Here is a 23,051-nt window from a genome sequence, read left to right on the forward strand (position 1 = left end):
GATGAGCCGGGCCCGGCACCGCAGCCCGGCCCGGCGGCACCGCCAGGCGGCACCGCCCGGTGGTGCGTCACGCGTTCGGGGCGTCGGCTCCGTCCGGCCCGGCCCCGTAGGCGGCGCGCCCGGCCGCGCGGGGGGTGCGGGCGCCGTCGGGGCCGTAGCCGAAGCGGATCACCACCTGTGGGTGGCACCGACGCCACGCCGGGCCGCTGGCCGCCCGCAGGTCCGGCCACTCCATCGCCTGGTGCAGGAGCGAGGTGCGCACCCCGTGCGCGGTCGCGGTGAGCAGCACGCGCTGCAGGGCCTGACCGGCTCGCAACCAGTTCTCGCGCCGGTCGTGGGTGGTCCACAACAGGGCGAAGTGGGTGTGGCGTTCGAAGCGCTGGGCGGGCAGACGCAGAGCGGGCGGCAGCGGTCCCGTGAAGTCCCGCATCGGCACCCGTCCGGCCGCGTCCCGCGGGCCGAGGGCCGTGGCCGGTATGCCGTACGGGGTGGCCGCTCCCGGGGCGGTGATCCAGGCGCGGCTCTCGGCCGTGCGCAGCGGGTTGGTGTGGTTGCGGGCCTCGGCGGCGGCGGTCAGGCGCAGCAGCCGCCGGGTTCCGGCGATGTCCGGCAGGTGCAGCCGGGCGCCCTCGGCGTGCGCCGCCGCGCTCATCTCCGCGACGACCGGTTCGGGCACCGGGCGGCCGGTGAACGGCATCCGGCTGGTGTGCCGCCGCGCGATGGCGTCGTAAAGGTCGGGTTCGGGAACGCGGTAGCCGTCCTCGTCGAACGGGCCGGCCAGCTGGACGACGGCCAGCAGCGCGGGGTCGGCCGGGTCCGGCAGCAGCCGCACCCGCGGTTGCCAGCCCATGTGGGCTGCCGCGAGGCGGAGGTTGAACACGGCCGCGCCCACCGACAGGTACTGGGCACGCCGGAAGGGGTCGACCAGCGGCAGTGACCGCTCCGGCGCCGGGCGGACCTCCAGCGCCCGGTTGTCCGGGTCCAGCCGGAAGCGCCAGGGCTGGGTGTTGTGGATCGACGGCGCCGCCACGGCGGCCGCCAGCAGCGCCTCCAGGGCAGCGCCGTCCAGGACTTGGGTGCGCACGGTGTCTCCTCCCTACTGCGGGCGACCCGATCGTCCGTGAGTGCGTGCGGACCGGGACGGGTCGGCGTCCGCGGGTTTGTGCTGTGCCGGGTCAGTCGCGGCCGAGGCGGAGCCGCCAGGTCTCGGGACCCCGTTGCAGGTACTCCACCGCGAAGCGTCCCGGGTCGCGCCGTTCGATCTGCGCGAGCAGGCGCCGCGGATCGTGCGGGGCGACGAGCACCAGCGCGCGGCCGGCCGGGACGGCGCCGAGCGCGCCGAGGACGGCGGCGTGGCGCAGGGCGTGCGGAACCGACCGGACGTCCAGTTCGGGCACCTCGGTGTCCTGGGCGCCGCCGCCGCAGCGGCACGCTCCGCCGCAACCGCCCTGCTGCCCAGCCTCGGCTTCGGTCTCGGCTTCGGTCTCGGCCTCCGTCTCGGCCTCCGCCTCCGCCGCGTCCGGCGGCGTCTCGGTGTCTCGGTGCTTCTCGGTGTCCCAGTGCGTTTCGGTGGCCGGGGGCGGTTCGGTGTCCCAGCGCGTTTCGGTGGCCGGGGGCGTTTCGGTGGCCCGGGGCGCGGGGGTGGCGTCGGGCGTCGTGTCGTCGGCGAGCCGTTGGTGCAACTCGCCGAGCAGCGCGGCGAGTCGGACGCCCGGCGCCACCGCGAGCAGCGGCAGCACCAGACCGTTCTCCTTGGCGACGTGCTCCTCGAAGAGCACCTGAAGGGCGCGGGCGTCGGCCGCCGCGCCGGTCGGGTGTGACGCGGTGCGCAGGGCGTCGACGAGCGCGATCATGCAGCTGTGTTCGGCGATGAGGCTCTCGATGAGCAGCCGGCTGTCGGGCAGCCGACGCGCGGCGGGATAGAGCACGGCCTCCTCGGCGGTGGCGTGCGGCAGCAGTTCGCGCTCGCAGAAGGCCACGAGGCCTGCGCGGATCCGCCCGACGGCCCCCGGCTCCTGGTCCGCGGCGGCGAGCAGCGCCGTCACCCGTCCGGCCAACTCCCCGTCCAGGAGGGCGCGGTGTGTCTCTGCCGCCTCGAGAGCGGCGGCGTCCTCGGGCGCCGACGCCAGGGTGAGAGCACTCACGGCTTGCCTCCAGCGGTTCACGGCCGGAGTTTCCGGCCAGTGCGGTGGGCCGACTCGTCCGCCACGCCCCGACGCGGCCGGCACTCCCGCCGACGGCGTTGAGCGGGGCGCCGACGCCGGGGCGTGGCGGACATCCATCCGGCACGACGGGTGGGACGACCGGATGGCGACCGGGCCGGGGCCGCGCTGCCGCGACCCTTGGACACGAGGAGACGTGGCCGGGCAGCCGTACCCGACGGTCCGGTGGCTCCCGGCCGGTCGGTGACCAGCATCATCGCGCCGCCCACGCCGGGTCCTGGGCCGGACGGTCCACCGGCCCCGGCCCCCCGGCCCCCGCTTCGGCCCGCGGAACAGGGCCTAACGGCCGCCCCGGAAGGGATCTTCGGCCCGGGTGGGACAGCGTCGGCGCCGGTAGCCTCCCCGCTGCTGCTCCCCCGCCGCACGGCAGGGCCTCTCCACGAGCCGGAGCCGGCGGCGGCGCCGACGCCGGGCCGTCCCTGAGGGTCAGCCCCGCGGCCGGCACCACGGCAGGCACCACGGCAGGCACCGCGCCCGGCACCACGGCCGACACCGCGGCCGGCCGGCGGGTGCGCGGTACGGAGGTGGCGGTCTGCCGTCCTGCGGCGCCAGTCGTCAGCGGCCGGCCGGCGTCGCGCTCACGCGGCCGTCGCGGTCAGGCCGGCGGACAGCCAGCGGACCACCGACTCGGCGGTGTACGGGCGGCCTTCGGGGGCGATCCGCGGCAGGAAGCCGAGGTCCTGGCCGATGGTGACGACGGGCGGCTCCACCGCGCCGCGCGGGCGGCGCTGGCCCAGTCCCACGGCGGCCAGCAGGCCGTTGCACAGGCACTGACGCCCTTCCGTCTGCTCGGCGGCGCCGCCCTTGCGGAGGTAGGCCGCGCGCGGCTCGGCCGGGCAGCGGTAGGCGAGGGTGCCGCGCTCGGAGCGGTACGGGGTGCGCAGGTAGCCCAGGTCGCAGACCCGGCGGCGGGCCGCGCCGACGGCGAGGTCGGCCAGCGTGCCGGGCAGATCGGCGATCTTGAAGGGGAAGGCGGTCGGGGAGGCCGCGGGATCGTTGCGCACGGTCAGCTCGGAGCGGAGCCGGCGTGCCACCAGCTCCCGCCGCAGCCGTGCGTCGAGCCCCGACTCCTCGCACAGCGCGAAGACACTGCCGAGCTGGACGCCGGCGGCGCCTGCCGCGCGGGCCCGCCGCAGGTGTTCCGGCCCGCACTGGCCGCCGGCGATCCAGAAGGGCAGGCCGAGCGCGGCCATCCTGGCGAAGTCCGGGGTGTCGCGAGGGCCGTAGACGGGGTCGCCGTCCTCGTCCAGCCGTAGCGGCCCGCGCGGCGGCGCGCTGTGCCCGCCGGCGCGGTGGCCCTCGACGACGAAGCCGTCCGGCGTGGTCTCCGGGGAACGGCACAGGTACGAGGCCAGGGCGGGCAGCGAGACGATGGCCAGGACGTCGGGACGGCGCAGTCGTCCGGGCCGCGCCCCGCCCAGCACCGAGGCCGGGTCGAAGCACAGCTCGGCGGGCCGGTCGTCGCCCTCGACGTCCACGCGCGCGGTGACGGGCTCCAGCCGGGCGAGCCGGGTGGCGATTCCGGGAATCTGCGCGGGGATGCCCGCGCCCACCAGGACGTAGTCCACGCCGGCCAGGACGGCGCCGAACATGGCGGGGACCGTGGCGAGTTGGACCTTCTCCAGGTAGTTGACGCCGACCGGCCCGGAGTGGCCCTCCTTGGCCAGCCACACCTCGCAGAAGTTGGCCACGACGGTCAGCGAGCGTGCCGGGCACGCCTCGTCGGCGGTGAGCCGGGGCGTGGCCGCGAACCGCTCCCCGGCCCCGATGCCGCCCTCGACGAAGTAGCGCCGCCGGACGGCGTCGGCGAGTTCGGGCACGGGGAAGGCGGCCAGCGCCCGCCGGAGGTGACCGCCGGGGTCGCCGCTCTGCAGCACCCGGATCAGCAGCGTGTCCAGAGCGGTGCCGGAGACGACACCCAGCTGCCCGGTGCGCGCGACGGCGCGGGCGAGGCGCCAGCCGGACACCCCCACGCCCATTCCGCCCTGGATCAGCCACGGCAGGTCGGTTGTCGTCCGGGATGTGCGCATGAGTCCTCGCAGGTGTGATCGCCGGCTCCGGAAGCCGTACTTACGGTTCCGTAACCTACGCTACCGTAACCACGCGGGCGGGATGAGCGGCCCTCACCCCTTCCCGCGTCAGGGCGTTCACGATCCGGCGGACTCTCAGTTCCCGCTCGGCCGAGGCTCGTCGAACTCGGCGCACCGGTCAGGGCGTCGTGGAGCAATCACGCCGCACGCAGGGGGACTTGACGGACACGGACCGCCCGGCTCGCCGCTGAGGCAGGGGGGCGGCTTCGGCCCGACTGCCGTCGCCGGGGCTGACCCCGGCGACGGCCCGCCGCCCCGTGACCCGCCGACCGGTCACGGGGCCTCCCCGGTGCGTGGCACCGGGGACGCGGACCGGATCGCCCTCCGGCCCGCGCAGGCTCCATGTACCCCGAAGCGTCGCGGCCATGTGGTGATCATTTGAGGTGTTCGGCCAGGTGCGGCGGGAACCGGCCGGGGCGCATCCCGCCGTCCTCGTCGTCCGCCCCGTCGCCTGTCTCGCCGCCCGGTCCGTCCGGCGGGTCGTGCAGCAACCGTTGCCGCAGCATGAAGGCGGCCCCCATGTCGGCCTCGTGCGCGAAGCGGCACAGCAGGATCTGTACGCGGGTGTCGTCGCCCTTGCGTACGGCGGACACGATCCGCTCGATCAGCAGCCGCACCTCCGGCGGCGGTCCACCTGGATCAGTCACCGTGCGCGAGTACCCGCGATCCGAGCACCCAAGATCACCCACACGGGTGAGAGTGCGGCCCGCGCGGGCCCTGGCGGGCGCCCTCGATCACCTCCGTACAATTTGAGGCCGAACGACCGTACGGCGCCCGCCGGCCGTGCGGTTCTTGGCGCAGGACCCGAAGGAGCCGCCCGTGCCCGGTCAGCGATCCATCACGGAAACCGAGTCGCTCGTCTCGGCGAAGCTCGGCGGGTTCCCGATCCGCCGGGAGCAGATGGCGGCCGTGGCCAACATCTACCGGGCCGCGTCCGCGGTGCGCCAGCACCTGGAGAACTCCGTGCTGCGCGGCTCGGACCTGACCTGGACGGCGTTCGTCGTGCTGTGGGTGGTGTGGGTGTTCGGCGAGTCGGAGACCCGGCACGTGGCGGACGAGGCCGGCATCTCCAAGGGCACGCTCACCGGGGTGGCGCGCACGCTGGAGTCGCGGGGCCTGCTGCGGCGGGCCGCCCATCCGAGCGACGGCCGGCTGGTGCTGCTGAGCCTCACGGACAAGGGCGAGGATCTGATGCGGCGGGTCTTCCCCGAGTTCAACGAGGAGGAGGCCTTCGTCACGGCCCGCCTGAGCGACGCCGAGTGCCGCGGTCTCGCGGAGGGGCTGCGGCAGGTCGTACGGCAGGTCGAGGAGTACGGGGAGGAGCGCCGCCGGGAACTGCTGGGCGGAGCGGAACCCGCGCCGCGGCGCAGCGGCCGCCGACCGAGGACGACCTGACCGACGACACCCCGGCCGCCCGGCCGGCTCCGACCGTCGCCCAGGGTCGGTCGTCCCGCGCCGGTCAGCGCCGACCGGCCACCCCGCGCCGAACGCCTAAAACCCGTCAGCGCCGACCGGCCACCCCGCGCCGCCCCGCACCGCCCGGCTCCGACCCGTCGCACCGCGGCGGTCAGTTCCGACGAGTCGGCTCCGGCCGGTCGACTTCGGGCCGGTCGACTTCGGGCCGGTCAGCGCCGGGCCGTCCGTACCGCACCGAACGCCCCGAACCGGTCAGCTCCGAACCGGTCAGCTGCGACCCGTCCGTTCCGGCCGGCGACTCCGGGCCGGCCGGCGTCCGCCAGGCCGGTCTCGCCGGGGTCAACCGGCCGGCTGGCTGCGGCCGGTTGACCCCGGCCCACTCGTCAGGCGCGGCCGCGCATACGCGCCGACTCCACCAGTGCCTCGAACAGCCGTTGCTGGACGGGGTCCTGTTCGGCGGTGTCCTCCGGATGCCACTGGACGGCGACGAACCAGCCCCGCGCGGCGGTCGCTTCGAGGGCCTCGACGGTGCCGTCGGCGGCCGTGGCGACGGCCGTGAGGCCGCTGCCGAGTCGGTCGACCCGCTGGTGGTGGTAGCAGGAGGCGTCCAGCTTGTCCGTGCCCAGGGCCCGTTCGAGGAGAGTGCCCTGCCGGACGCGGACCGGGTGGACGCGGTGGCGGTGGTCCAGGTCCGGGCCGCCCATGTCCTGCTCCAGGGTGCCGCCGAGCGCGACGTTGGCGACCTGCAGCCCGCGGCAGATGGCCAGCAGGGGCAGGCCCGACGCCAGCGCGTGGCGGGCGGCCTGGAGGTCGAAGGAGTCCTGGAGGTCATCGACGTCGTAGACGGTGTCGTGGGTGTCGGCGGCACCGTAGCGGTGCGGGGCGAGGTCGCCGCCGCCGGGCAGCAGGACGCCGTCGAACCGGGCGAGCCGCTGTTCCACTCCGTCCTCGGCGGGGTGGATGGTCGCGGGTTCGCCGCCCGCCCGCCACACCGCCTCGACCAGGGCGCGGGCGTTGACCTCGGCGGCGAAGCGCAGGGCGGAGGTGGTGGCGGAGAAGCGGGCGGGGACGGCGATGAGCGGGCGGGTCACAACTGGATCCAGGTCGTCTTGAGTTCGGTGTACTTCTCCAGGGCGTGGGCGGACTTGTCGCGGCCGTTGCCGGACTGCTTCATTCCGCCGAAGGGGACGGTCAGGTCGCCCTCCTCGTAGCAGTTGACCCAGACGGTGCCGGCCTTCAGGGCGCGGGAGACCCGGTGGGCGGTGGACAGGTCGGACGTCCACAGGCCGGCGGCGAGGCCGTACTCGGTGGCGTTGGCGAGGCGGACCGCCTCGTCCAGGTCGTCGAAGCTGAGCACCGACAGGACGGGGCCGAAGATCTCCTCGCGGGCCAGCCGCATGCCCGGTTCGACGCGGTCGAAGACGGTCGGCCGCAGGTAGCTGCCGCCGGTCTCCGCCAGGGCGGGTTCGCCGCCCGTGCGCAGGCGGGCGCCCTCCGCACGGCCGGTGGCGACATGGTCGCGTACGCGCTCCAGATGGGCCCGCCCCACCAGCGCGCCCATCTCGGTCGCCGGGTCGAGGGGGTCGCCGAGCCGGAGTTCCTCGGCGCGGCGCACGATCGCGTCCGTCACGCGCTCGGCGACCGAGGAGTGGACCAGGAGCCGGGAGGGGGCGGTGCACATCTCGCCCTGGTTGAAGAAGATGCCCCAGGCGGCGGTGGCCGCGGCCTTGTCCAGGTCGGGGGCGTCGGGCAGGACGATGTTGGGCGACTTGCCGCCGAGCTCCAGCCAGACCCGCTTGAGGTTGGAGTCGGCGGAGTAGCGCAGGAAGTGGCGGCCGACGGCCGTCGATCCGGTGAAGGCGAGGACGTCGACGCCGGGGTGCAGGCCGAGGGCTCGGCCGGCGGTGGGACCGTCGCCGGTGACGACGTTCAGGACGCCGGGCGGCAGTCCGGCCTCGGTGCCGATACGGCCGAGGAGCAGGGCGGACAGCGGGGAGGACTCGGACGGCTTCAGCACGACCGTGCAGCCCGCGGCGAGGGCCGGTGCGACCTTCCAGCTCGCGAGCGTCAGCGGGAAGTTCCAGGGGACCACGGCGCCGACCACGCCCACGGGTTCGCGGGTGACCAGGGCGAGGGCGTCGGGGGCGGTGTGCGGGGACTCGTCGGTGAGCTTGTCGGCGAGCTGGCCGTACCAGCGGAAGGTGTTGATCGCGGCGCGCAGTTCGATGTCGTGGGCGTCCGTGATCGGCTTGCCCATCTCCAGGGTGACGGTGAGGGCGAGGTCCTGCCGTCTTTCTTCGAGGAGGTCGGCGATGCGGAGCAGGACGCGGCCGCGGTCGGCGGGCGCCAGGCGGGGCCAGGGGCCGGAGTCGAAGGCGCGGCGGGCGGCGGCGACGGCGTGGTCGACCTCGGCCTGCCCCGCGTCGGCGGCCTCGGTGAGGATCTGCCCGTCGCGTGGGGAGACGACCGCGAAGGTCGCGCCGGATCCGGGTTCGTCGGTTCCGTCGATGTGGTGCAGCGCCGGCAGGTCGAGCGCCTTGGCGTGGCGCAGCAGGTCGTCGTGGGTGACGTCCAGCATGTGTTTCCGTCCAGGAGTACGGGAGGGCGGCGATGCCCGAGTACAGGATCACCGGAGTACGGGAGCAGCGGGAGTACGGGAGCGGCGGGAGTACGGGAGCGGCGGAGAGGGGGCCCGGCGGGTCTGCGGGAGGGGCCGGGCCCGGTGGGGTGCCTCAGCGGGCGGCGGCCCGGGCGTGGACGGCGCGCGCGGCGCCGGCGCCCAGCAGCAGCACCGCGGGTACGGCGATGACGAGCCAGGTGGCGGTGGCGGGGTCCCCGCCGATGAGGGTGGTGAAGTTCGCGACGACGATCCAGATCACGGCGGCGATGCCCAGGGCGCCGAGGGCGGGCGCGATCAGGGTGTTCCAGGGCCGGGTGTCGAGGCGTGAACGGCGGAAGAAGACGATCACGGACACCGACGTCAGGAAGTACAGCAGCATGCACGCGAGGACGCCGACGCCGCTGAACCAGGAGAAGAGGGTCAGGACGGGGTCCTTGCCCGCCAGGGCGAACGGGACGACCAGGAGCACCGCGATCGCGGTCTGCACGACGCCCGCCGTCCAGGGGGCGTGCCGGGAGTTGAGGGAGCGCAGCCGGGCCGGGAGCAGGCCCTCGCGGCTGAGGGAGAACAGGTAGCGGTTGGCGGAGTTGTGGAAGGCGAGGATGCCGGCGAAGAGGGAGGTGGCGAGCAGGACGGGCAGGACGTCGTAGACCCAGCCGCCGAACTGGTCGGCGATCGGCTCGAACACGAACACCGTGGAGTCGCCGCCCGCGAGGGCGCGTCCGGCGGCCGCGGTGGCCCTGGAGGGGCCGTAGGAGGAGACGAGCATCCAGGAGATGAAGGCGAAGAAGCCGGTGACCACGGCGACGGAGAGATAGGTGGCACGGGGCACGGTCTTGTGCGGGGTGCGGGCCTCCTCGCCGTAGATCGCGGTGGCCTCGAAGCCGAACATGGACGCCACGGCGAACATCAGGGCCACGCCGGGCGCGCCCTGCAGGACGGCGCCCGGGGAGAAGGTGTCGGCGACGCCGAGGCCCTCCGGACCGCCGCCCTTGACGAGGGTGACCAGGGCGAAGGCGAGCAGGATGCTGAACTCGGCCAGGACGAACACGGCGAGGATCTTGGCGCCGATCTCGATGCCGGCCGCGCCGAGCACCTGGACGACGACCATGGTGACCAGCGCCCACACCCACCAGGGCGTCTGCACGCCGGTGTAGTGCCCGACCAGGCCGGAGACGGTGACGCCGTACAGGCCGTACATCGCGGCCTGCACCGTACAGTAGGCGAACAGGGCGACGGCGGCGCTGCCGCTGCCGGTGGTCCGGCCGAGGCCCTTGCCGATGTAGGTGTAGAAGGCGCCCGCGTTCACCACGTGCCGGCCCATCGCCACGAAGCCCACCGAGAACAGCAGGATGACGGCACCGGCCAGGGCGTAGGCGGCCGGGGCTCCGGGGCCGTTGCCGATGGCGACGGCGATCGGGACGGCTCCCGCGATGCCGGTGAGCGGCGCCTGGGCGGACAGGACGAAGAAGAGGATGCCCAGGACGCCCAGGGCGTTGCGTTTGAGGGTGGCGGCGGGGCGGGTGCCCTCCGCGGTCTGCGGGGAGGCGTCGACCGTCTGACTGTCCACTCGGATCACCTGCTGAGGAAGGGAAGAAGTTTCGTTTTGAGCCAAACGAGTTGCCCCATCGTGAGTGGGAACTATCCATCTGACAAGGGGGTGGGACAGGAATTTACGGATGGGAAACCCCCCGCCACGAGCCGCGACGGGGGGTGTCGTGCCGGGCACGTTCAGTCGCGGGCCGCCGGCGGCCGCTCGGCGAGCGCGCTCAGCAGGGAGCGCAGCTCGGCGAGGGCGGCCTCGGTGTCGGCACGGTCGCCCAGGCCGGTGAGCTGGTGCAGCACGAGGCCGTCCAGAGCGGCGAAGACGAGCCGGTTGAAGGCCGGGGAGGCGCCGTCGGGCAGGATGCGGGCCAGCTCGCGCCGCGAGGCCTCGAAGTACTCGTCGTAGCGCTCGCGCACCCGCGGCAGCAGCTCGGGCCGGCGGCGGGCCTCCAGCAGCAGCTCGTACTGGTACGCCTGACCGTCCGCGTCCTGCTCCACCATCTCCGGCACGCCGGTGACGAAGTCCTCGGGCCGTCCGGTGCCCGGCTCCAGCAGGCTGCTGCTCAGGCTGACGCGCACGGCGTAGGCGAGGGACTCCTCGACGAGCGCGTCGCGGGAGCCGAAGTGGTGGACGACGAGACCGTGCGTGACCCCGGCCTCCTCGGCGACGGCCCGGTAGGTGAGGTGGCGCAGTCCGCGCCGCGCGACCACCCGCACGGCGGCCTTGAGCAGCGCCTCGCGCCCCTCTCCGTAACCGAGCCGCTTCTTGCGCGACCGGGAGCGGGGCTGCTGCGAGGTCTCGGCGGACTCCGTCATGCGCCCGACCCTACCGGGGCGGGCCGGCTCAGCGGCGCGGAGGCCGGATGCCACGGAACTCCCAGTCGCCGCCGAGCGCGGTGGACAGCACCTCCTCGGACTCGGTGGGCTGCGCGCCGACGTCCGTGCGGATGGCGGTCGGGCCGGTGACGATGTGGTTGGTCAGGCGGCCCAGGCCCTCGACCTCGACCTCGACGACGTCGCCGGGCTGGACGGGCCGCGAGTTGGCCGGGGTGCCGGACAGCAGCACGTCTCCGGGGTACAGGGTGATGGTGCGGGCGATGTCGGCGACGAGGTAGTGCATGTCCCACGTCATCTCGTCGGTGGAGCCGTCCTGCACGACCTCCCCGTTGACGTACGTCCGCAGTCGCTTGCCGTGGAAGTCCCAGTCGGTGACCAGGCCGGGGCCGAGCGGGCAGAGGGTGTCGGAGCCCTTGACGCGGAGCATGGAGCCGGCGTCGGTGTCGCGGAAGTCGTGCAGGCCGTAGTCGTTGGCGACGGTGTACCCGGCGATGTACTCCCCCGCCTCGGCCGGGGCGATGTTGCGCGCCGTGCGGCCGATGACGATGGCGACCTCGCCCTCGTAGTTGAGCCACTTGCAGCCCTCGGGTCGGACGATCGCGCCCCGGTGGGAGTTGAGGGAGGAGGTCGGCTTGTGGAAGTAGGTGGGGGTGTCGGGCAGGCCGATCCGGAACTCGTCCACGCGGCTGCGGTGGTTGAGGTGGACGGCGATCACCTTGGAGGGGACGACCGGGGGCAGGTGGTGGGCGTCGTCGGTCTTGACGCGGCGGCCGTCCCCGGCGACGAGTTCGTCGCCGTCGACGACGGTTTCGACGGCCGCGCCGTCGAGGAGGATGCGGCGGTATTCGGGCATGGGAAGGGCTCCTAGCTGCGGCTGTCGGGGGTGGGCAGGCCGGCGCCGGTCCAGCCGTCGGCGGGGCGGTCGAACCAGAGGTGCACCTGGCCGGTGCCGATGGAGTTCTCGTACTCGCCGTACTGGCGGGCCTTCGCGGTGCACGCCTGCTCGCCGAGGGCGCCGGCCATCATCAGGTAGTGGAAGAACTTCGCCTCGGGCTTGTACCGGGAGAAGTCGTCCATGGTGTCGAGGACCTTGTCGTGGCGGCCCTCCTTGAACCAGGCGATCCGCTCGAGGTCGGCCTCGCGGGCCTCGGGCGTGAAGACGTGCGCCGGGTCGCTCGCCTCGTGGTCGCGCAGCTCGCGCAGCGGCCAGAAGGTGTGCGAGAGGGCGCCGGAGGCGATCAGCAGCACCCGGCGGCCCGGGGTGGCGGCGATGCCGTCGGCCAGCGCGCGGCCCAGGCGCAGGTGGTCCTCCATGTCGCCGGTCTGACAGACGCCGATGGTCACCCAGCGCTTGTCGGGCAGTCCCTCGCCGAGGAACTTCCACAGGTTGGTGGTGGCGTAGAAGATCGGCAGGTACTCGTCGTCGATCGCGGTGATCCAGGTGCCGTGCCGTTCCGCGAAGGAGGCGACGTTGTGGGCGAGTTCGGGGTCGCCGGGGAAGTCGTACGGCATCCGGCACATGCCGCGCGGCAGTTCCTCGGACGTGAACAGCCCGGCGCGCCGCTGCTGGGCGGTGACGACGAACTCGACGGTGGTCGCCCAGTGCGAGTCCAGGACGACGACGGTGTCGTAGTCGTCACGTTCGAAGACGTCCCTGCGCAGCTCCCGCAGACCGGTGACGAGGGTGATCTCCTTGCCCTCGTTCAGCGCCAGCCGGTCCTGCTCGGGGAGCACGATGGTGGGGACGTGGGCGAGCAGGCCCGCCCCGGCGATCTCACCCATGGTCGTGGAAGCCCTTCGGTGCGGTGACGGTGTTCTTCAGGTCGCAGTAGAAGTCGAAGCTCCAGGTGCCGCCCTCCCGGCCCACGCCGGAGTGGCGGGAGCCGCCGAAGGGGGCCTGGAGGTCGCGGACGAAGAAGCAGTTGACCCAGACGGTGCCCGCGACGAGCCGCGCGGTGACGCGCTCGGCGCGCTCGCGGTCGCCGGTGGCCACGGTGGCGGCCAGGCCGAAGCGGGTGTCGTTGGCCAGCCGGACGGCCTCGTCCTCGTCCCTGAAGGTCTGCAGGGTAAGCACCGGGCCGAAGACCTCCTCCTGCACGATCTCCGAGTCCTGGGCGACGTCGGTGAGCAGCGTCGGCGCGTAGTACTGGCCCTCCCCGCGGTGCCCGCCGATGACCGCGCGGGCGCCGGCCGCGAGCGCCCGCTGCACGAACCCGTCGATCTTCTCCAGCTGCCGGGGGTGGATGTTCGGGCCGATGTCGGTGGCCTCGTCGCGCGGGTCGCCCTGCGTCAGCCGCGACGCCTTCGCCACGAAGCGGCGGGTGAACTCCTCGGCGACCGGCTCCTCGACGAGGATGCGGGTGGCCGCGAGACAGACCTGCCCGGCGTTGTCGTACTGCTCCACCGCCAGGTCGACGGCGAGGTCGAGGTCGGCGTCGGCGAACACCAGCAGGGGTGACTTGCCGCCGAGCTCCAGGCTGAGCGGGGTGAGGTTGGCCGCGGCCGACGCGGAGATGCGCTTCGCGGTGGGCACCGACCCGGTGAAGCTGATGCGGCGCACGTCCGGGTGCGAGGTCAGCGGGTCGCCGATCTCGGCGCCGTAGCCCTGGACGACGTTGAGGACACCGGCCGGCAGGCCGGCCTCGGCGGCGATGTCGGCGAGCAGGGACGCGGTCAGCGGGGACCACTCGGCGGGCTTGAGGACGACGGTGTCGCCGGCCGCGAGAGCCGGGGCGACCTTCCAGGTGGCCAGCATCAGCGGCGCGTTCCACGGCGTGATCAGCACGCAGGGTCCGGCCGGGTCCCAGCTCACGTGGTTGGTGTGGCCCCGCGTCTCGAAGTCCTCGTGCTCCAGCTTCAGCAGCCAGTCGGCGAAGAAGCGGAAGTTGTGGGCGACGCGCGGCATGACGCCGCGGCGGTGGGAGCGCAGCAGGGCGCCGTTGTCGCAGGTCTCGACGATCGCCAGGTCCTCCAGGCGCTTCTCGACGCCGTCGGCGACGGCGTGCAGGAGGCGGGCGCGTTCCGCGCGGGGGGTGGCGGCCCAGGCGGGGAAGGCGGCCTTGGCGGCGGCCACGGCGGCCTCCGCCTCGGCGGCCCCGCCGCGGGCGATCTCGCCGAGGACGCTGCCGTCGATGGGCGAGAAGTCGGTGAAGGTGGCGTCGGAGGCGACGCGTTCGCCGCCGATGAAGTGCCGGGTGTCGACGGCGACCCCGGCCACCGTGAGCGTGTGGTCAGTCATGTCCGGTCTCCCAGTCGTGTGCGGTGTGCGGAGGTCACTCGGCCCCGGAGGTGTTCGACTCCAGCAGCCGGCCGCCGTCCCAGACGACGCCGACCTGGCGGTAGTACGCGGCGATCGGCTCGCGGATCTCCAGCCTGGCCAGTTCCTCGGTGGGCGCCTCGAACAGTTCGAGTTCCGCGTCGCCGCGCCAGGCCGGCCCGGCCTCGAAGGACGCCGCGCCGGACTCGACCAGCTCGTCCAGCGCGAGGCCCTTGCCCTTCTCGATCGACGGCAGCCAGCGGTGGTGGGCCATGGGGTGGCCGTTGACGAAACCGTTCGTCTCCGACGGCTCCCGCAGCGTCACCACGGCCTGCGCCAGCCGCCGGTCCGCCGCGGCGAGCGTCGCCCCGAAGCGGGCCCCCGCCTCGATCCGCGGAGCCGGCCCGAACGGGTGCGGGCGCGTCTGGTGGATGGAGCCGAACTTCTTCGGGTAGCCCTGGTGCAGTCCGCGGGCGATCGCGAAGTCCTTGTCGACCCAGATGTACACGCAGCGCGAGTACGTCTGCCCGCGGTACTTGCAGCGCACGACCGCGAAGGCCTCCTTGTACTGGGAGAGCACGGGATCGAGCAGTTCCGCGCCGGAGGCCGAGCAGGACTGCCAGTCGGCCCAGATCAGCGCGACCGCGCCGGGGTCGTCGTCCGCGAGCTGAAGCGGTTCGGGCAGCAGTTCGCGCACCCTGGCGGGGTCCGTGCGGTATTCGACGGTGAGCAGGTCACCGGAGTAGCGCCACGGCGGCGACGGGATCAGCGACGAGGCGCCGGTCGCCGTCTTGGGAGGGAAGTATCCACGGACACTGGTCACTGGGGGTTCCTTATGCGGTGAGGGCGGGCTGCTTGAGCAGTTCGGCGCGGTATCGGGCGGCGGCGGCCGCGGCGGCCCGGCCGCCGAGCGCCACGACGCCGACGAGCCGGCCGTGGGCGTGGTAGCCGACGAGGACGTCCCCGTCCGGGTCGCCGTCGAGGACGCGTACGTCGTCCTTGCCGAGGACGGGCGACCCGAAGGACTGCAGCCGGAACTCGTGCTGGTCGCTCCAGAAGGTCGGCAGCGGCGCGAAGGGCGCCGGCGGTTCCTCGGTGCCGGCCAGATGGGCCAGGAGGGTCCTCGCCGCATGCTTGGCGGTGTCCGTCGGGATGGACCAGTGCTCGACGCGGCGCGGCACGCCGTCGTAGCGGGGGTTGGGGAAGCGGGCGACGTCGCCGACCGCGACGACCTCCGGGCGGCCGCCGGCGCGCAGCATGCCGTCGGTCAGCACGCCGTCGGTGAGGTCGAGGCCGTTGCCGTCGAGCCATTCGGTGTTGGCGATCGAGCCGACCGACTCCACGACCACGTCGGCGGGCAGCACGGTCCCGTCGGCCAGCAGCACGCCGGTGACCCGGTCCTCGCCGGTGAAGCCGGACACTCCGGTGCCGAGGGCGAAGCGCACGCCGCGCTCCCGGTGCCGCTTCAGCAGCGCCCGGGCGAGCAGGTCGCCGAGCGGGCCGAGCATGGGCAGCGGCAGCGGGTCCACGACCGTCACCTCGGCGGCCCCGAGGCCCACCGCGGTCGCGGCGACCTCGCAGCCGATGAAGCCGGCGCCCACCACGACGACCCGCGCGCCGGGCCGGGTGAGCGCCTCGCGCAGTCCCCGGGCGTCGGCGAGGGTGCGCACGGTGTGCCGCCCCAGGACCGGGCCGGGGCAGGTCAGGCGCCTGGGCCGCATGCCGGTGGCGACGACGAGCCCGTCGTACGGCAGCGTCGAGCCGTCGTCGAGGGAGACCGTCCGGTCCGCGAGCCGGGCGGCGGCGACCTTCGTGCCCAGCCGCCACTCGGCGTCGGACACCTCGGCGCGGGGGCGGAAGGCCAGGGACTCGAAGGGCGCCTTGCCGGCCAGGACCTCCTTGGACAGGGGCGGCCGGTTGTAGGGCATGTGGGGTTCCTCGCCGACGAGCGTGATCGCTCCGCTCCAGCCGGCGGCGCGCAGCTGTTCGGCGGCGCGCAGGCCGGCCATGGAGGCGCCGGCCACGACGATGCGTCCGGACGGCATCGGGTCAGCCCTCGATCCGGATGGCCTGCAGCGGACACACGTCGGCCGCTTCCTCGACCTCGTCGCGCAGCGCGGCGTCGGGCTCGGAGACGTACACCAGGTGTCCCGCGTCGTCCATGGAGAAGACGTCGGGGGCCGCGAAGACGCACTGGCCGTGGTCCTGGCACTTGTTCATGTCGACGACGACCTTCATGGCCGGTCCTCCTGGGGAACGGGAGCGAGGGAGAGGGAGAGAAGAAGAAGAGGGGCCCGGCCGCGGAACGCCCGGGCCCCGGCCAAAGGGGCGCGGAGACCGCACCCCCAACTCGTTTGGCTTCAAACAAGGTAGGCAGGGGGTACCCCCTGGTCAAGAGCTATCCGTCTGGATAAATTCTTTCCCCGTCCCCCTTGCGGTCAGGTTCACCCCTCCCTACCGTTTGGCATCAAACAACTGGCCGGGAGGCCGCCTCCCGCAGAAGCGCCCCGGCCCTCTTCTCCCCACGCCACCCGCCTCCCGGACGTCCGGTCCCGGAGGTGTCCCGCCGTCCGCCCGAGGAGACAACGGTGAGCGCTCAAGACCTGTCAGAAGTCCGCCGGCACATGGACCGGCTCGCCGCCGACGGCATCGACGTGGTCCGGGTGACGTATCCCGACCTCATCGGCACCGACCGGGCCCGCGACGTGCTGCTGGAGGACCTGCCCCGGGCCGTGGAGCACGGGCTCGCCTTCTGCCGGGCCGTCTACCACACCACCCCGCAGGGCGACGTGGTCCCGGTCAGCGGCGGTCTGGACGCCGGTCTGCCGGACGTCTCCGTACAGCCCGACCTGAACACCCTGGTCGCCCTGCCCTGGGAACCCGGCGTCGCCGCCTGCCTCGCCGACGTCGTCGACCCGGCCACCGGACAGCCGGCCCCCGAGTCACCCCGCGACCTGCTGCACTCGGTCCTCGACCGGTGCCGGCGGCACGGGCTGAGCCCGGTCGTCGGCCCCGAGCTGGAGTACTTCCTGTGCGAGCCGGCCCCCGGGACGGCCGCCGGGTGGCGGCGCTACGACACCACCGGCGGCGTCGTCTACACCGCCGGCCTGCGCGCCGACCCCGACAACCACCTGCTGCGCACGCTGCGGCACGTGCGCGGCCTCGGCATCGGGGTGCTCAGCGGCAACCACGAGTTCGACGGCGGGCAGTTCGAGATCAACCTGCTGCACTCCGACGCCCTCTCCGCCGCCGACCGGGCCTTCCGGCTGAAGGCCGCGGTCAAGGAACTGGCCCGGCGCGAGGGCAGGCTCGCCACCTTCATGGCCAAGCCCTTCAACGACGCGGGCGGCTCCGGCTTCCACCTGCACTTCTCCTGTACCGGCCCGGACGGCCGCAACGCCTTCGACGACCCCTCCGGCGCCCACGGCCTGTCGGCCACCGCCCGGCACGCGGTCGCCGGCGTCCTCGCCCACGCGCCCGCGCTGGCCGCGCTGCTCAACCCGACGGTCAACTCCTACAAGCGCTTCGGCCCCGACACCCTCGCCCCCTGGCTGATCGACTGGGGCATGGACAACCGCAGCGCGATGGTCCGCATCCCGCCAGAGCGGGGCTCCGGAGCCCGCCTCGAACTGCGCCTCGGCGACGCCAGCGCCAACCCCTACCTCGCCGTCGCCGCGACCACCGCCGCCGCGCTGCTGGGCGTCCTGGCCGGCGAGGAGCCCCCCGCCCCGCTGGAGGGCTACGGCTACGACACCACCAGGGCGGCCATGCTGCCGACGACCCTGCCGGCCGCGCTCGACGCCCTGGAGGCCGACACCGACCTGACCGAGCTGCTCGGCAAGTCCTTCACCTCTTCCTACCTCACCTACAAGCGCAACGAGGTCGAACGCTTCCAACGGCACGTCACCGACTGGGAGTTCACCGAGTACGCCTACCACCTGTGACACCGAGGAGCCCACACCCCATGAGCATCACCACCCCGCCCGTGACCGACGCCGTGCCCGAACCGGTGCCCCTGGCCGACGTCGACCTCGCGAACCTCGACAACTTCACCGACGGCGTCACCCCCTGGCGCATGTTCCACACCCTGCGTCACGAGGACCCGGTGCACTGGCAGCCCGAGGAGGCGCCCAACTCCGGTTTCTGGGCCGTCACCCGGCACGCCGACATCGCGCGCGTCGACCGCGACGCCGAGACCTTCACCTCCTCGAAGTTCGTCAACCTCGAGGAGCTCGACGAGGACCAGATCAAGAAGCGCGCCTCGGTCCTGGAGCTGGACGGCGTCCGCCACCGCGCCCTGCGCAGCCTCATCCAGCGCCAGTTCGGCGCGAGCGTGATCAGCAGCTACACCGACTTCCTGCGCGGCCTGACCGCCCGGACCCTCGACGCGGCGCTGGCCAAGGGACGCTTCGACTTCGTCAAGGAGGTCTCCGCCGACTTCCCCATCAACGTCCTCGCCCGCCTCCTCGACGTGCCCCCGGAGGACAACCAGCAGCTCATCGCGTGGGGCAACCGCATCATCGGCAACACCGACCCCGACTACGCGGACGTGCTGCTGCACAGCGAGGAGAGCGAGAAGTACCGCGACCTGCCCTTCCGCTCCCCCGCCTCCCTGGAGGTCTTCGCCTACGGACGCGAACTGGCCCGGCAGCGACGCGGCGGCGACGGCACCGACCTGGTGTCCCGGCTGGTGAACACCACGCCGAAGGACGGCGTCCCGCTCTCCGCGCAGGACTTCGACAACTACTTCCTGCTGCTGGTGGTGGCCGGCAACGAGACCACCCGCCACACCATCACCCACTCCATGCTGGCCCTGCTGCAGCACCCCGAGCAGCTCGCCCGGCTCAGGGACGACCCGTCGCTCATCCCGACGGCGGTCGAGGAGTTCCTGCGCTGGGCGTCCCCCGTCTACCACTTCCGGCGCACCGCGACCCGGGACGTGGAGCTGAACGGCAAGCACATCAAGGAGGGCGACAAGGTCGTCATGTGGTACGCCTCCGGCAACCGCGACGAGGAGGTCTTCGGCAACCCCTACGACTTCGACGTCACCCGGCAGAACAACGACCACATCACCTTCGGCAAGGGCAGCCCGCACCTGTGCCTGGGCAACCTGCTCGCCCGCGCCGAGATCCGGATCATGTTCGAGGAGCTCATCCCGCGGCTGGCGGACATCCGGCTGGCCGGCGAGGTGCCGCGGGTGCGCTCGAACTTCGTCAACGGCATCAAGCAGCTGCCGGTCGAGGTCACGCTCGCCTGAACCGGCAGGACCGCCGCTCCTCCGCCAGTGCGCCACTCCTGCGCCGACCGCCGCTCCTCCGCCGGGGCGGCGGCCGGCGTTTCCGGGGCGGCCGCCGAGGTCGTCGGCTAGCACAGCCGGTGATGAATCACCTATGTGCCTCCCCTCACAATCGTTAATTCTCGGGGAAATCTTCTACAACCATTCACCACGCGCGGCTGTCTGGTTAGCGCAGGGATGTTCAGTAGTGAGGAAGAGGAGCCCCGAGCGTGACCGTGCGTTCTTTTGCCCGGCGGATGCGGCCGCGAGTCGAGCGGAAGGCATCCGAGAGGGTGTGGCAGCTGCGCACCATGCGGCGGCGCCGCAGGGCAGCGGTCGCGGATCCGGTGCTACGTCCGGTGGCGGTGCGCGGCCAGCGGTTCTACGGACGGGTGGTGACCCGGTTCACCGCCGCCGAGGCGGCCGCCGCCAACCTCGACCTGGTGATCGCCGCCCTGGAGCAGGAGGGCATCCCCTACTTCCTCGTGCCGTCGTCCCGGGTACGGCACACGGTCGGGGTGAACGCCGTGGACCGGGAGCGTTTCCTCACCGCCCTGGAGGCCCGGAACGCGGGCAAGGCGGTCTTCATCGGCAGGCCGCTGCCCGGCGGTCAGCTCAAGCACCCGGCCCTGTTCATGGACGGCGCCCTGCCGGCCGGACTGCGCACGGCGCCCACGCTGCGCGTCGGCGAGAACCACCTCGGTCCCGCCGGCCAGCTGCTCGCCGGGCCGGAGCTGGCCTGCGACGTGGAGTTCTGGGAGGACGGGGCGCAGCTCCTCGCCTCCGACGACGGGCCGCGGCGCCTGGCCAAGGTGCAGCCGCAGGCGTCCGAGGACGTCTTCGCCGAGTCCCTGGTCGCGCCGCGCAACAACGGGATCACCGACGTGCTGCCGGCGTCCGAGCAGAAGCCTGCCACCGTGCGGGTCGGCGCCCGGGAGCTGCCGAGCTTCGCCCCGCTGACCCTGCCGACGGTGAACGACGTGACCTTCCCGGTCGACGTCGTATACACCTGGGTCGACGGCGAGGAGCCCGGGATGCGGGCGAAGCGGGCCCGGTACCAGGAGCGCGGCACCGCCGAGATCCTGGACAAGGAGACCAACGCCTCCCGCTACACCAGCCACGACGAGCTGAAGTACTCGCTGCGCTCGCTGGAGATGTACGCCGACTTCGTCCGGCACATCTACCTCGTGACCGACGGCCAGAAGCCGCACTGGCTCGACGACCGGGCCGACGGGATCACGGTCGTCGACCACCGCGACATCTTCCCGCAGGACGTCCTGCCGGTGTTCAACTCGCACGCGATCGAGACCCGGCTGCACCACATCCCGGGCCTGTCGGACCACTACCTGTACTTCAACGACGACGTGTTCGTCGGCCGCCGGGTCACCGCGGAGCACTTCTTCCACGGCAGCGGTCTGATGAGGATCCCGGTGTCCCCGCTCAAGATCGGCGTGGGCAAGCCGCACGCCGAGGAGACGGCCACCAACTCCGCGAGCAAGAACGTCCGGCGGCTGCTGCTGGAGAAGTTCGGGCGCATGACGACGAACAACTTCATGCACACTCCGCTGCCGCAGCAGCGCGCGACGCTTCAGGAGCTGGAGGAACTCTTCGCCGAGGACGTCGCCCGCACCACGGCCTCCCGTTTCCGCTCGCCGCAGGACATCGCGATGACGGCGCCGCTGCTCTACCAGTACGCGCTGATGACCGGCCGCGGCGTGCCGGGCCGGTTCAGCTTCCGGTACGTGAACATCAGCCGCCCGGACGCCGAGGCCCGCCTGGCCGACCTGCGCCGCACCCGCCGCTTCGACTTCTTCTGCCTCAACGACGTCGACGTGCCGCCGGAGGAGCGGGAGCGGGTCGGCGTGCGGATGCACGAGTTCCTGGAGGACTACTTCCCGTTCCCCAGCCGCTTCGAGAAGCAGAACTGACGGGGCCGCGTCCATGGACATCCGCCACCGCTTCACGGGTTCCGAGGGGCTGCGGGCCGCCCGGGATCTCCTGGCCCGCCTGAGACTCTGGCTGTGGGCCCGGCTCTGGGCGCTGCGCTCCGCCCGGGCCCGCCGGCGCCTGCGGGCCGCCGTGCCCGGCCTGCGCCGCGTGTCCTGCGGACCGCTGCCGCTGTACGGGCGCACGGTCGCCGGCTACACCGCCGCGGACGCCGCCGACGCCGACCTCGAGGACGTGTGCGCCCTGCTGGAGGCGGCCGGCGTCCCCTACTTCCTGGTGCCCGTCGAGGAGACGGACGGCGTGCCGCGCCGGGTGATCGGCGTCGAGGAGACGCACCGGGGCGCCGTCCTCGCCCGGGCCGCGGAGCGCTTCGCCGGCACGGCCCGCTACGCCGGCGCCGTCGGCCCGGACGGGACCGTGACGCGGGCCGCGCTGTGGGCCGACAGGAAGCTGCCGCGGGCGCTGCGCCGGGCGACCGTGCTGCGCACGGGCGTGGTGCGCCTCGGACCCGGAGGGCAGGTGCTCAGTGGCCTGGAGGCGGGGTGCGACGTCGAGTTCTGGCGCCGCGGCCGCGACCTGGGCACGGATCCGTCCTGGCTGACGGTGCCCGGCAGCCGGCTGGGGGACGTCTTCGGCCCGGCGCTGGTGGCCCCGCGCCGCAACGCCGTGTCGGAGGTGGTCCCGGCGACCGCGCAGCTGCCCGCCGCGGTGGCGGGCCGCCGTCGCAGCGTGCCGACGTTCGCCGCGTTCGCCGAGCCGGGCCTGGACGAGGTGCGCTTCCCGGTGGACGCCGTGTACACGTGGGTGGACGGGGACGACCCGGCGATGGCCGCGAAGCGCCGGGCCCACCTGAGCCCGGGCGACAGCGGCATCGCCCCGCGCGAGACCGGCGCCTCCCGGTACACCAGCCACGACGAGCTGAAGTACGCGCTGCGTTCGCTGGAGATGTACGCCGGGTTCGTCCGGCACGTCTACCTGGTGACCGACTCGCAGGTGCCCGACTGGCTGGATCCGGAGGCGGAGGGCCTGACCGTGGTCGACCACCGGGACATCCTCCCGGCCGAGGCGCTGCCCGTCTTCAACTCGCACGCCATAGAGAGCCGGCTGCACCACATACCGGGCCTGTCGGAGCGCTACCTCTACTTCAACGACGACGTCTTCATCAACCGCCCGGTGCGCGCCGAGTGCTTCTTCCACGGCAACGGCATCGCCCGCATCCCGCTGTCCCCGCTGAAGCTCGGTGTGGGCGCCCCACATCCGCTGGAGCCCGCCCCGAACTCCGCGGGGAAGAACGCCCGCGAGGTGATCAGGCGCTTCCACGGGAGGCAGGCCAGGCACAAGTCGCTGCACACCCCGCATCCCCAGCTGCTGTCCGTCATGCGCGAGATGGAGGGCTTCGGCATCGAGGAACTGGAGCACACCGCCGCCTCGCGCTTCCGCTCGGTCCGCGACGTCGCCCCGGCGTCCACGCTCCACCACCACTGGGCGATCGCGACCGGCCGTGCCGTCCCGGCGGACTACCGCTTCCGCTACGTGGAACTGGGCACGCCGGACATGCGGCGGCGCCTGGCCCGGCTGGAGGCGGGCGAGGACGTCGACTTCTTCTGCCTCAACGACGTCGACACCGCCCCGGCGGCGAGGGCGACGGCGAGGGCGGCGATCCACGCCTTCCTGGAGCGGAAGTACCCCTTCCCGAGCCGCTTCGAAGCCACGCCCGCGGCCACCGCGCACCGCCACGCGCCGCCCGCGGTACGCCACCTGCGGGCGGGATGAGCCGGACGGGGAGGGACCGGCCGGGCACGGGGCCGCGGCTACGGCTACGGCTACGGCTACGGCTACGGCC

At 73.4% G+C, this 23,051-nt stretch carries 19 protein-coding genes; 5 read left to right on the forward strand and 14 right to left on the reverse strand.

All coding sequences use genetic code 11. The features are described 5' to 3' along the window. Positions 1 to 67: 67 nt before the first annotated feature. The 4 genes from AB0G63_RS16045 to AB0G63_RS16060 all read right to left on the reverse strand — a co-directional run bounded on the left by AB0G63_RS16045 (position 68) and on the right by AB0G63_RS16060 (position 4,959). A complete protein-coding gene (locus AB0G63_RS16045; RefSeq protein ID WP_360750234.1) occupies positions 68 to 1,084 on the reverse strand; it encodes a hypothetical protein in 1,017 nt (338 codons plus the stop codon). A gap of 91 nt (positions 1,085 to 1,175) precedes the next feature. Then, positions 1,176 to 2,144 (reverse strand): DUF2249 domain-containing protein, encoded by a 969-nt coding sequence (locus AB0G63_RS16050; protein ID WP_360750236.1) that lies wholly within the window; start codon positions 2,142 to 2,144, stop codon positions 1,176 to 1,178. A gap of 656 nt (positions 2,145 to 2,800) precedes the next feature. Continuing rightward, positions 2,801 to 4,252, reverse strand: a complete 1,452-nt coding sequence (locus AB0G63_RS16055; protein ID WP_360750238.1) for a hypothetical protein — start codon at positions 4,250 to 4,252, stop codon at positions 2,801 to 2,803. 434 nt (positions 4,253 to 4,686) lie between these two features. Beyond that, positions 4,687 to 4,959, reverse strand: a complete 273-nt coding sequence (locus AB0G63_RS16060) for a hypothetical protein (RefSeq protein WP_360750240.1) — start codon at positions 4,957 to 4,959, stop codon at positions 4,687 to 4,689. A gap of 172 nt (positions 4,960 to 5,131) precedes the next feature. Between AB0G63_RS16060 and AB0G63_RS16065 the strand changes: the two genes are divergently transcribed. Further along, complete coding sequence (locus tag AB0G63_RS16065) at positions 5,132 to 5,707, forward strand: MarR family transcriptional regulator (RefSeq protein WP_360750242.1); 576 nt, start codon at positions 5,132 to 5,134, stop codon at positions 5,705 to 5,707. A 404-nt stretch (positions 5,708 to 6,111) separates the two neighbouring features. Here AB0G63_RS16065 and AB0G63_RS16070 read toward each other — a convergent pair whose 3' ends face one another. The 10 genes from AB0G63_RS16070 to AB0G63_RS16115 form a co-directional block, all read right to left on the reverse strand. Continuing rightward, positions 6,112 to 6,819: a gamma-glutamyl-gamma-aminobutyrate hydrolase family protein gene (locus AB0G63_RS16070; protein ID WP_360750244.1), complete on the reverse strand. Its 708-nt coding sequence runs from the start codon at positions 6,817 to 6,819 to the stop codon at positions 6,112 to 6,114. Then, positions 6,816 to 8,306 (reverse strand): aldehyde dehydrogenase, encoded by a 1,491-nt coding sequence (locus AB0G63_RS16075; protein ID WP_360750246.1) that lies wholly within the window; start codon positions 8,304 to 8,306, stop codon positions 6,816 to 6,818. Before AB0G63_RS16075 ends, AB0G63_RS16070 begins: the two co-directional genes overlap by 4 nt. Before the next feature lie 154 nt (positions 8,307 to 8,460). Further along, the gene (locus tag AB0G63_RS16080; protein ID WP_360750248.1) at positions 8,461 to 9,918 is read right to left on the reverse strand and encodes an APC family permease; all 1,458 of its coding nucleotides are present in this window, start codon (positions 9,916 to 9,918) and stop codon (positions 8,461 to 8,463) included. A 161-nt stretch (positions 9,919 to 10,079) separates the two neighbouring features. Continuing rightward, positions 10,080 to 10,709 (reverse strand): TetR family transcriptional regulator, encoded by a 630-nt coding sequence (locus tag AB0G63_RS16085; RefSeq protein ID WP_360750250.1) that lies wholly within the window; start codon positions 10,707 to 10,709, stop codon positions 10,080 to 10,082. Between the two features lie 28 nt (positions 10,710 to 10,737). Next, positions 10,738 to 11,583 (reverse strand): fumarylacetoacetate hydrolase family protein, encoded by an 846-nt coding sequence (locus tag AB0G63_RS16090; protein ID WP_360750252.1) that lies wholly within the window; start codon positions 11,581 to 11,583, stop codon positions 10,738 to 10,740. Between the two features lie 11 nt (positions 11,584 to 11,594). After that, entirely contained in the window at positions 11,595 to 12,512 is a 918-nt protein-coding gene (locus AB0G63_RS16095) for a 3,4-dihydroxyphenylacetate 2,3-dioxygenase (protein WP_360750254.1), read from the reverse strand. After that, positions 12,505 to 13,968 carry an aldehyde dehydrogenase gene (locus AB0G63_RS16100; RefSeq protein ID WP_360750256.1) on the reverse strand — a complete coding sequence of 488 codons (1,464 nt, stop codon included), beginning with the start codon at positions 13,966 to 13,968 and terminating at the stop codon, positions 12,505 to 12,507. The genes AB0G63_RS16095 and AB0G63_RS16100 overlap by 8 nt, the downstream gene beginning before the upstream one ends. Before the next feature lie 34 nt (positions 13,969 to 14,002). After that, positions 14,003 to 14,809, reverse strand: a complete 807-nt coding sequence (locus AB0G63_RS16105; protein WP_360750258.1) for an acetoacetate decarboxylase family protein — start codon at positions 14,807 to 14,809, stop codon at positions 14,003 to 14,005. Positions 14,810 to 14,819: 10 nt separating this feature from the next. Beyond that, positions 14,820 to 16,031 (reverse strand): FAD-dependent oxidoreductase, encoded by a 1,212-nt coding sequence (locus AB0G63_RS16110; RefSeq protein WP_360750260.1) that lies wholly within the window; start codon positions 16,029 to 16,031, stop codon positions 14,820 to 14,822. A gap of 4 nt (positions 16,032 to 16,035) precedes the next feature. After that, a complete protein-coding gene (locus AB0G63_RS16115) occupies positions 16,036 to 16,224 on the reverse strand; it encodes a ferredoxin (protein ID WP_324786024.1) in 189 nt (62 codons plus the stop codon). 350 nt (positions 16,225 to 16,574) lie between these two features. Between AB0G63_RS16115 and AB0G63_RS16120 the strand changes: the two genes are divergently transcribed. The 4 genes from AB0G63_RS16120 to AB0G63_RS16135 all read left to right on the forward strand — a co-directional run bounded on the left by AB0G63_RS16120 (position 16,575) and on the right by AB0G63_RS16135 (position 22,981). Continuing rightward, positions 16,575 to 17,930, forward strand: coding sequence for a glutamine synthetase family protein (locus AB0G63_RS16120; protein WP_360750261.1), 1,356 nt, complete (start codon positions 16,575 to 16,577; stop codon positions 17,928 to 17,930). Positions 17,931 to 17,950: 20 nt separating this feature from the next. Beyond that, a complete protein-coding gene (locus AB0G63_RS16125; protein ID WP_360750263.1) occupies positions 17,951 to 19,243 on the forward strand; it encodes a cytochrome P450 in 1,293 nt (430 codons plus the stop codon). A gap of 248 nt (positions 19,244 to 19,491) precedes the next feature. Next, on the forward strand, positions 19,492 to 21,189 hold the full coding sequence (locus tag AB0G63_RS16130) for a stealth family protein (RefSeq protein WP_360750265.1): 1,698 nt from the start codon (positions 19,492 to 19,494) through the stop codon (positions 21,187 to 21,189). A gap of 13 nt (positions 21,190 to 21,202) precedes the next feature. Continuing rightward, positions 21,203 to 22,981 carry a stealth conserved region 3 domain-containing protein gene (locus AB0G63_RS16135; protein ID WP_360750267.1) on the forward strand — a complete coding sequence of 593 codons (1,779 nt, stop codon included), beginning with the start codon at positions 21,203 to 21,205 and terminating at the stop codon, positions 22,979 to 22,981. The last annotated feature ends 70 nt before the right edge of the window (positions 22,982 to 23,051 follow it).

Source organism: Streptomyces sp. NPDC020996 (assembly GCF_040641355.1).
In the GTDB taxonomy this organism is placed as follows: Bacteria; Actinomycetota; Actinomycetes; order Streptomycetales; family Streptomycetaceae; genus Streptomyces.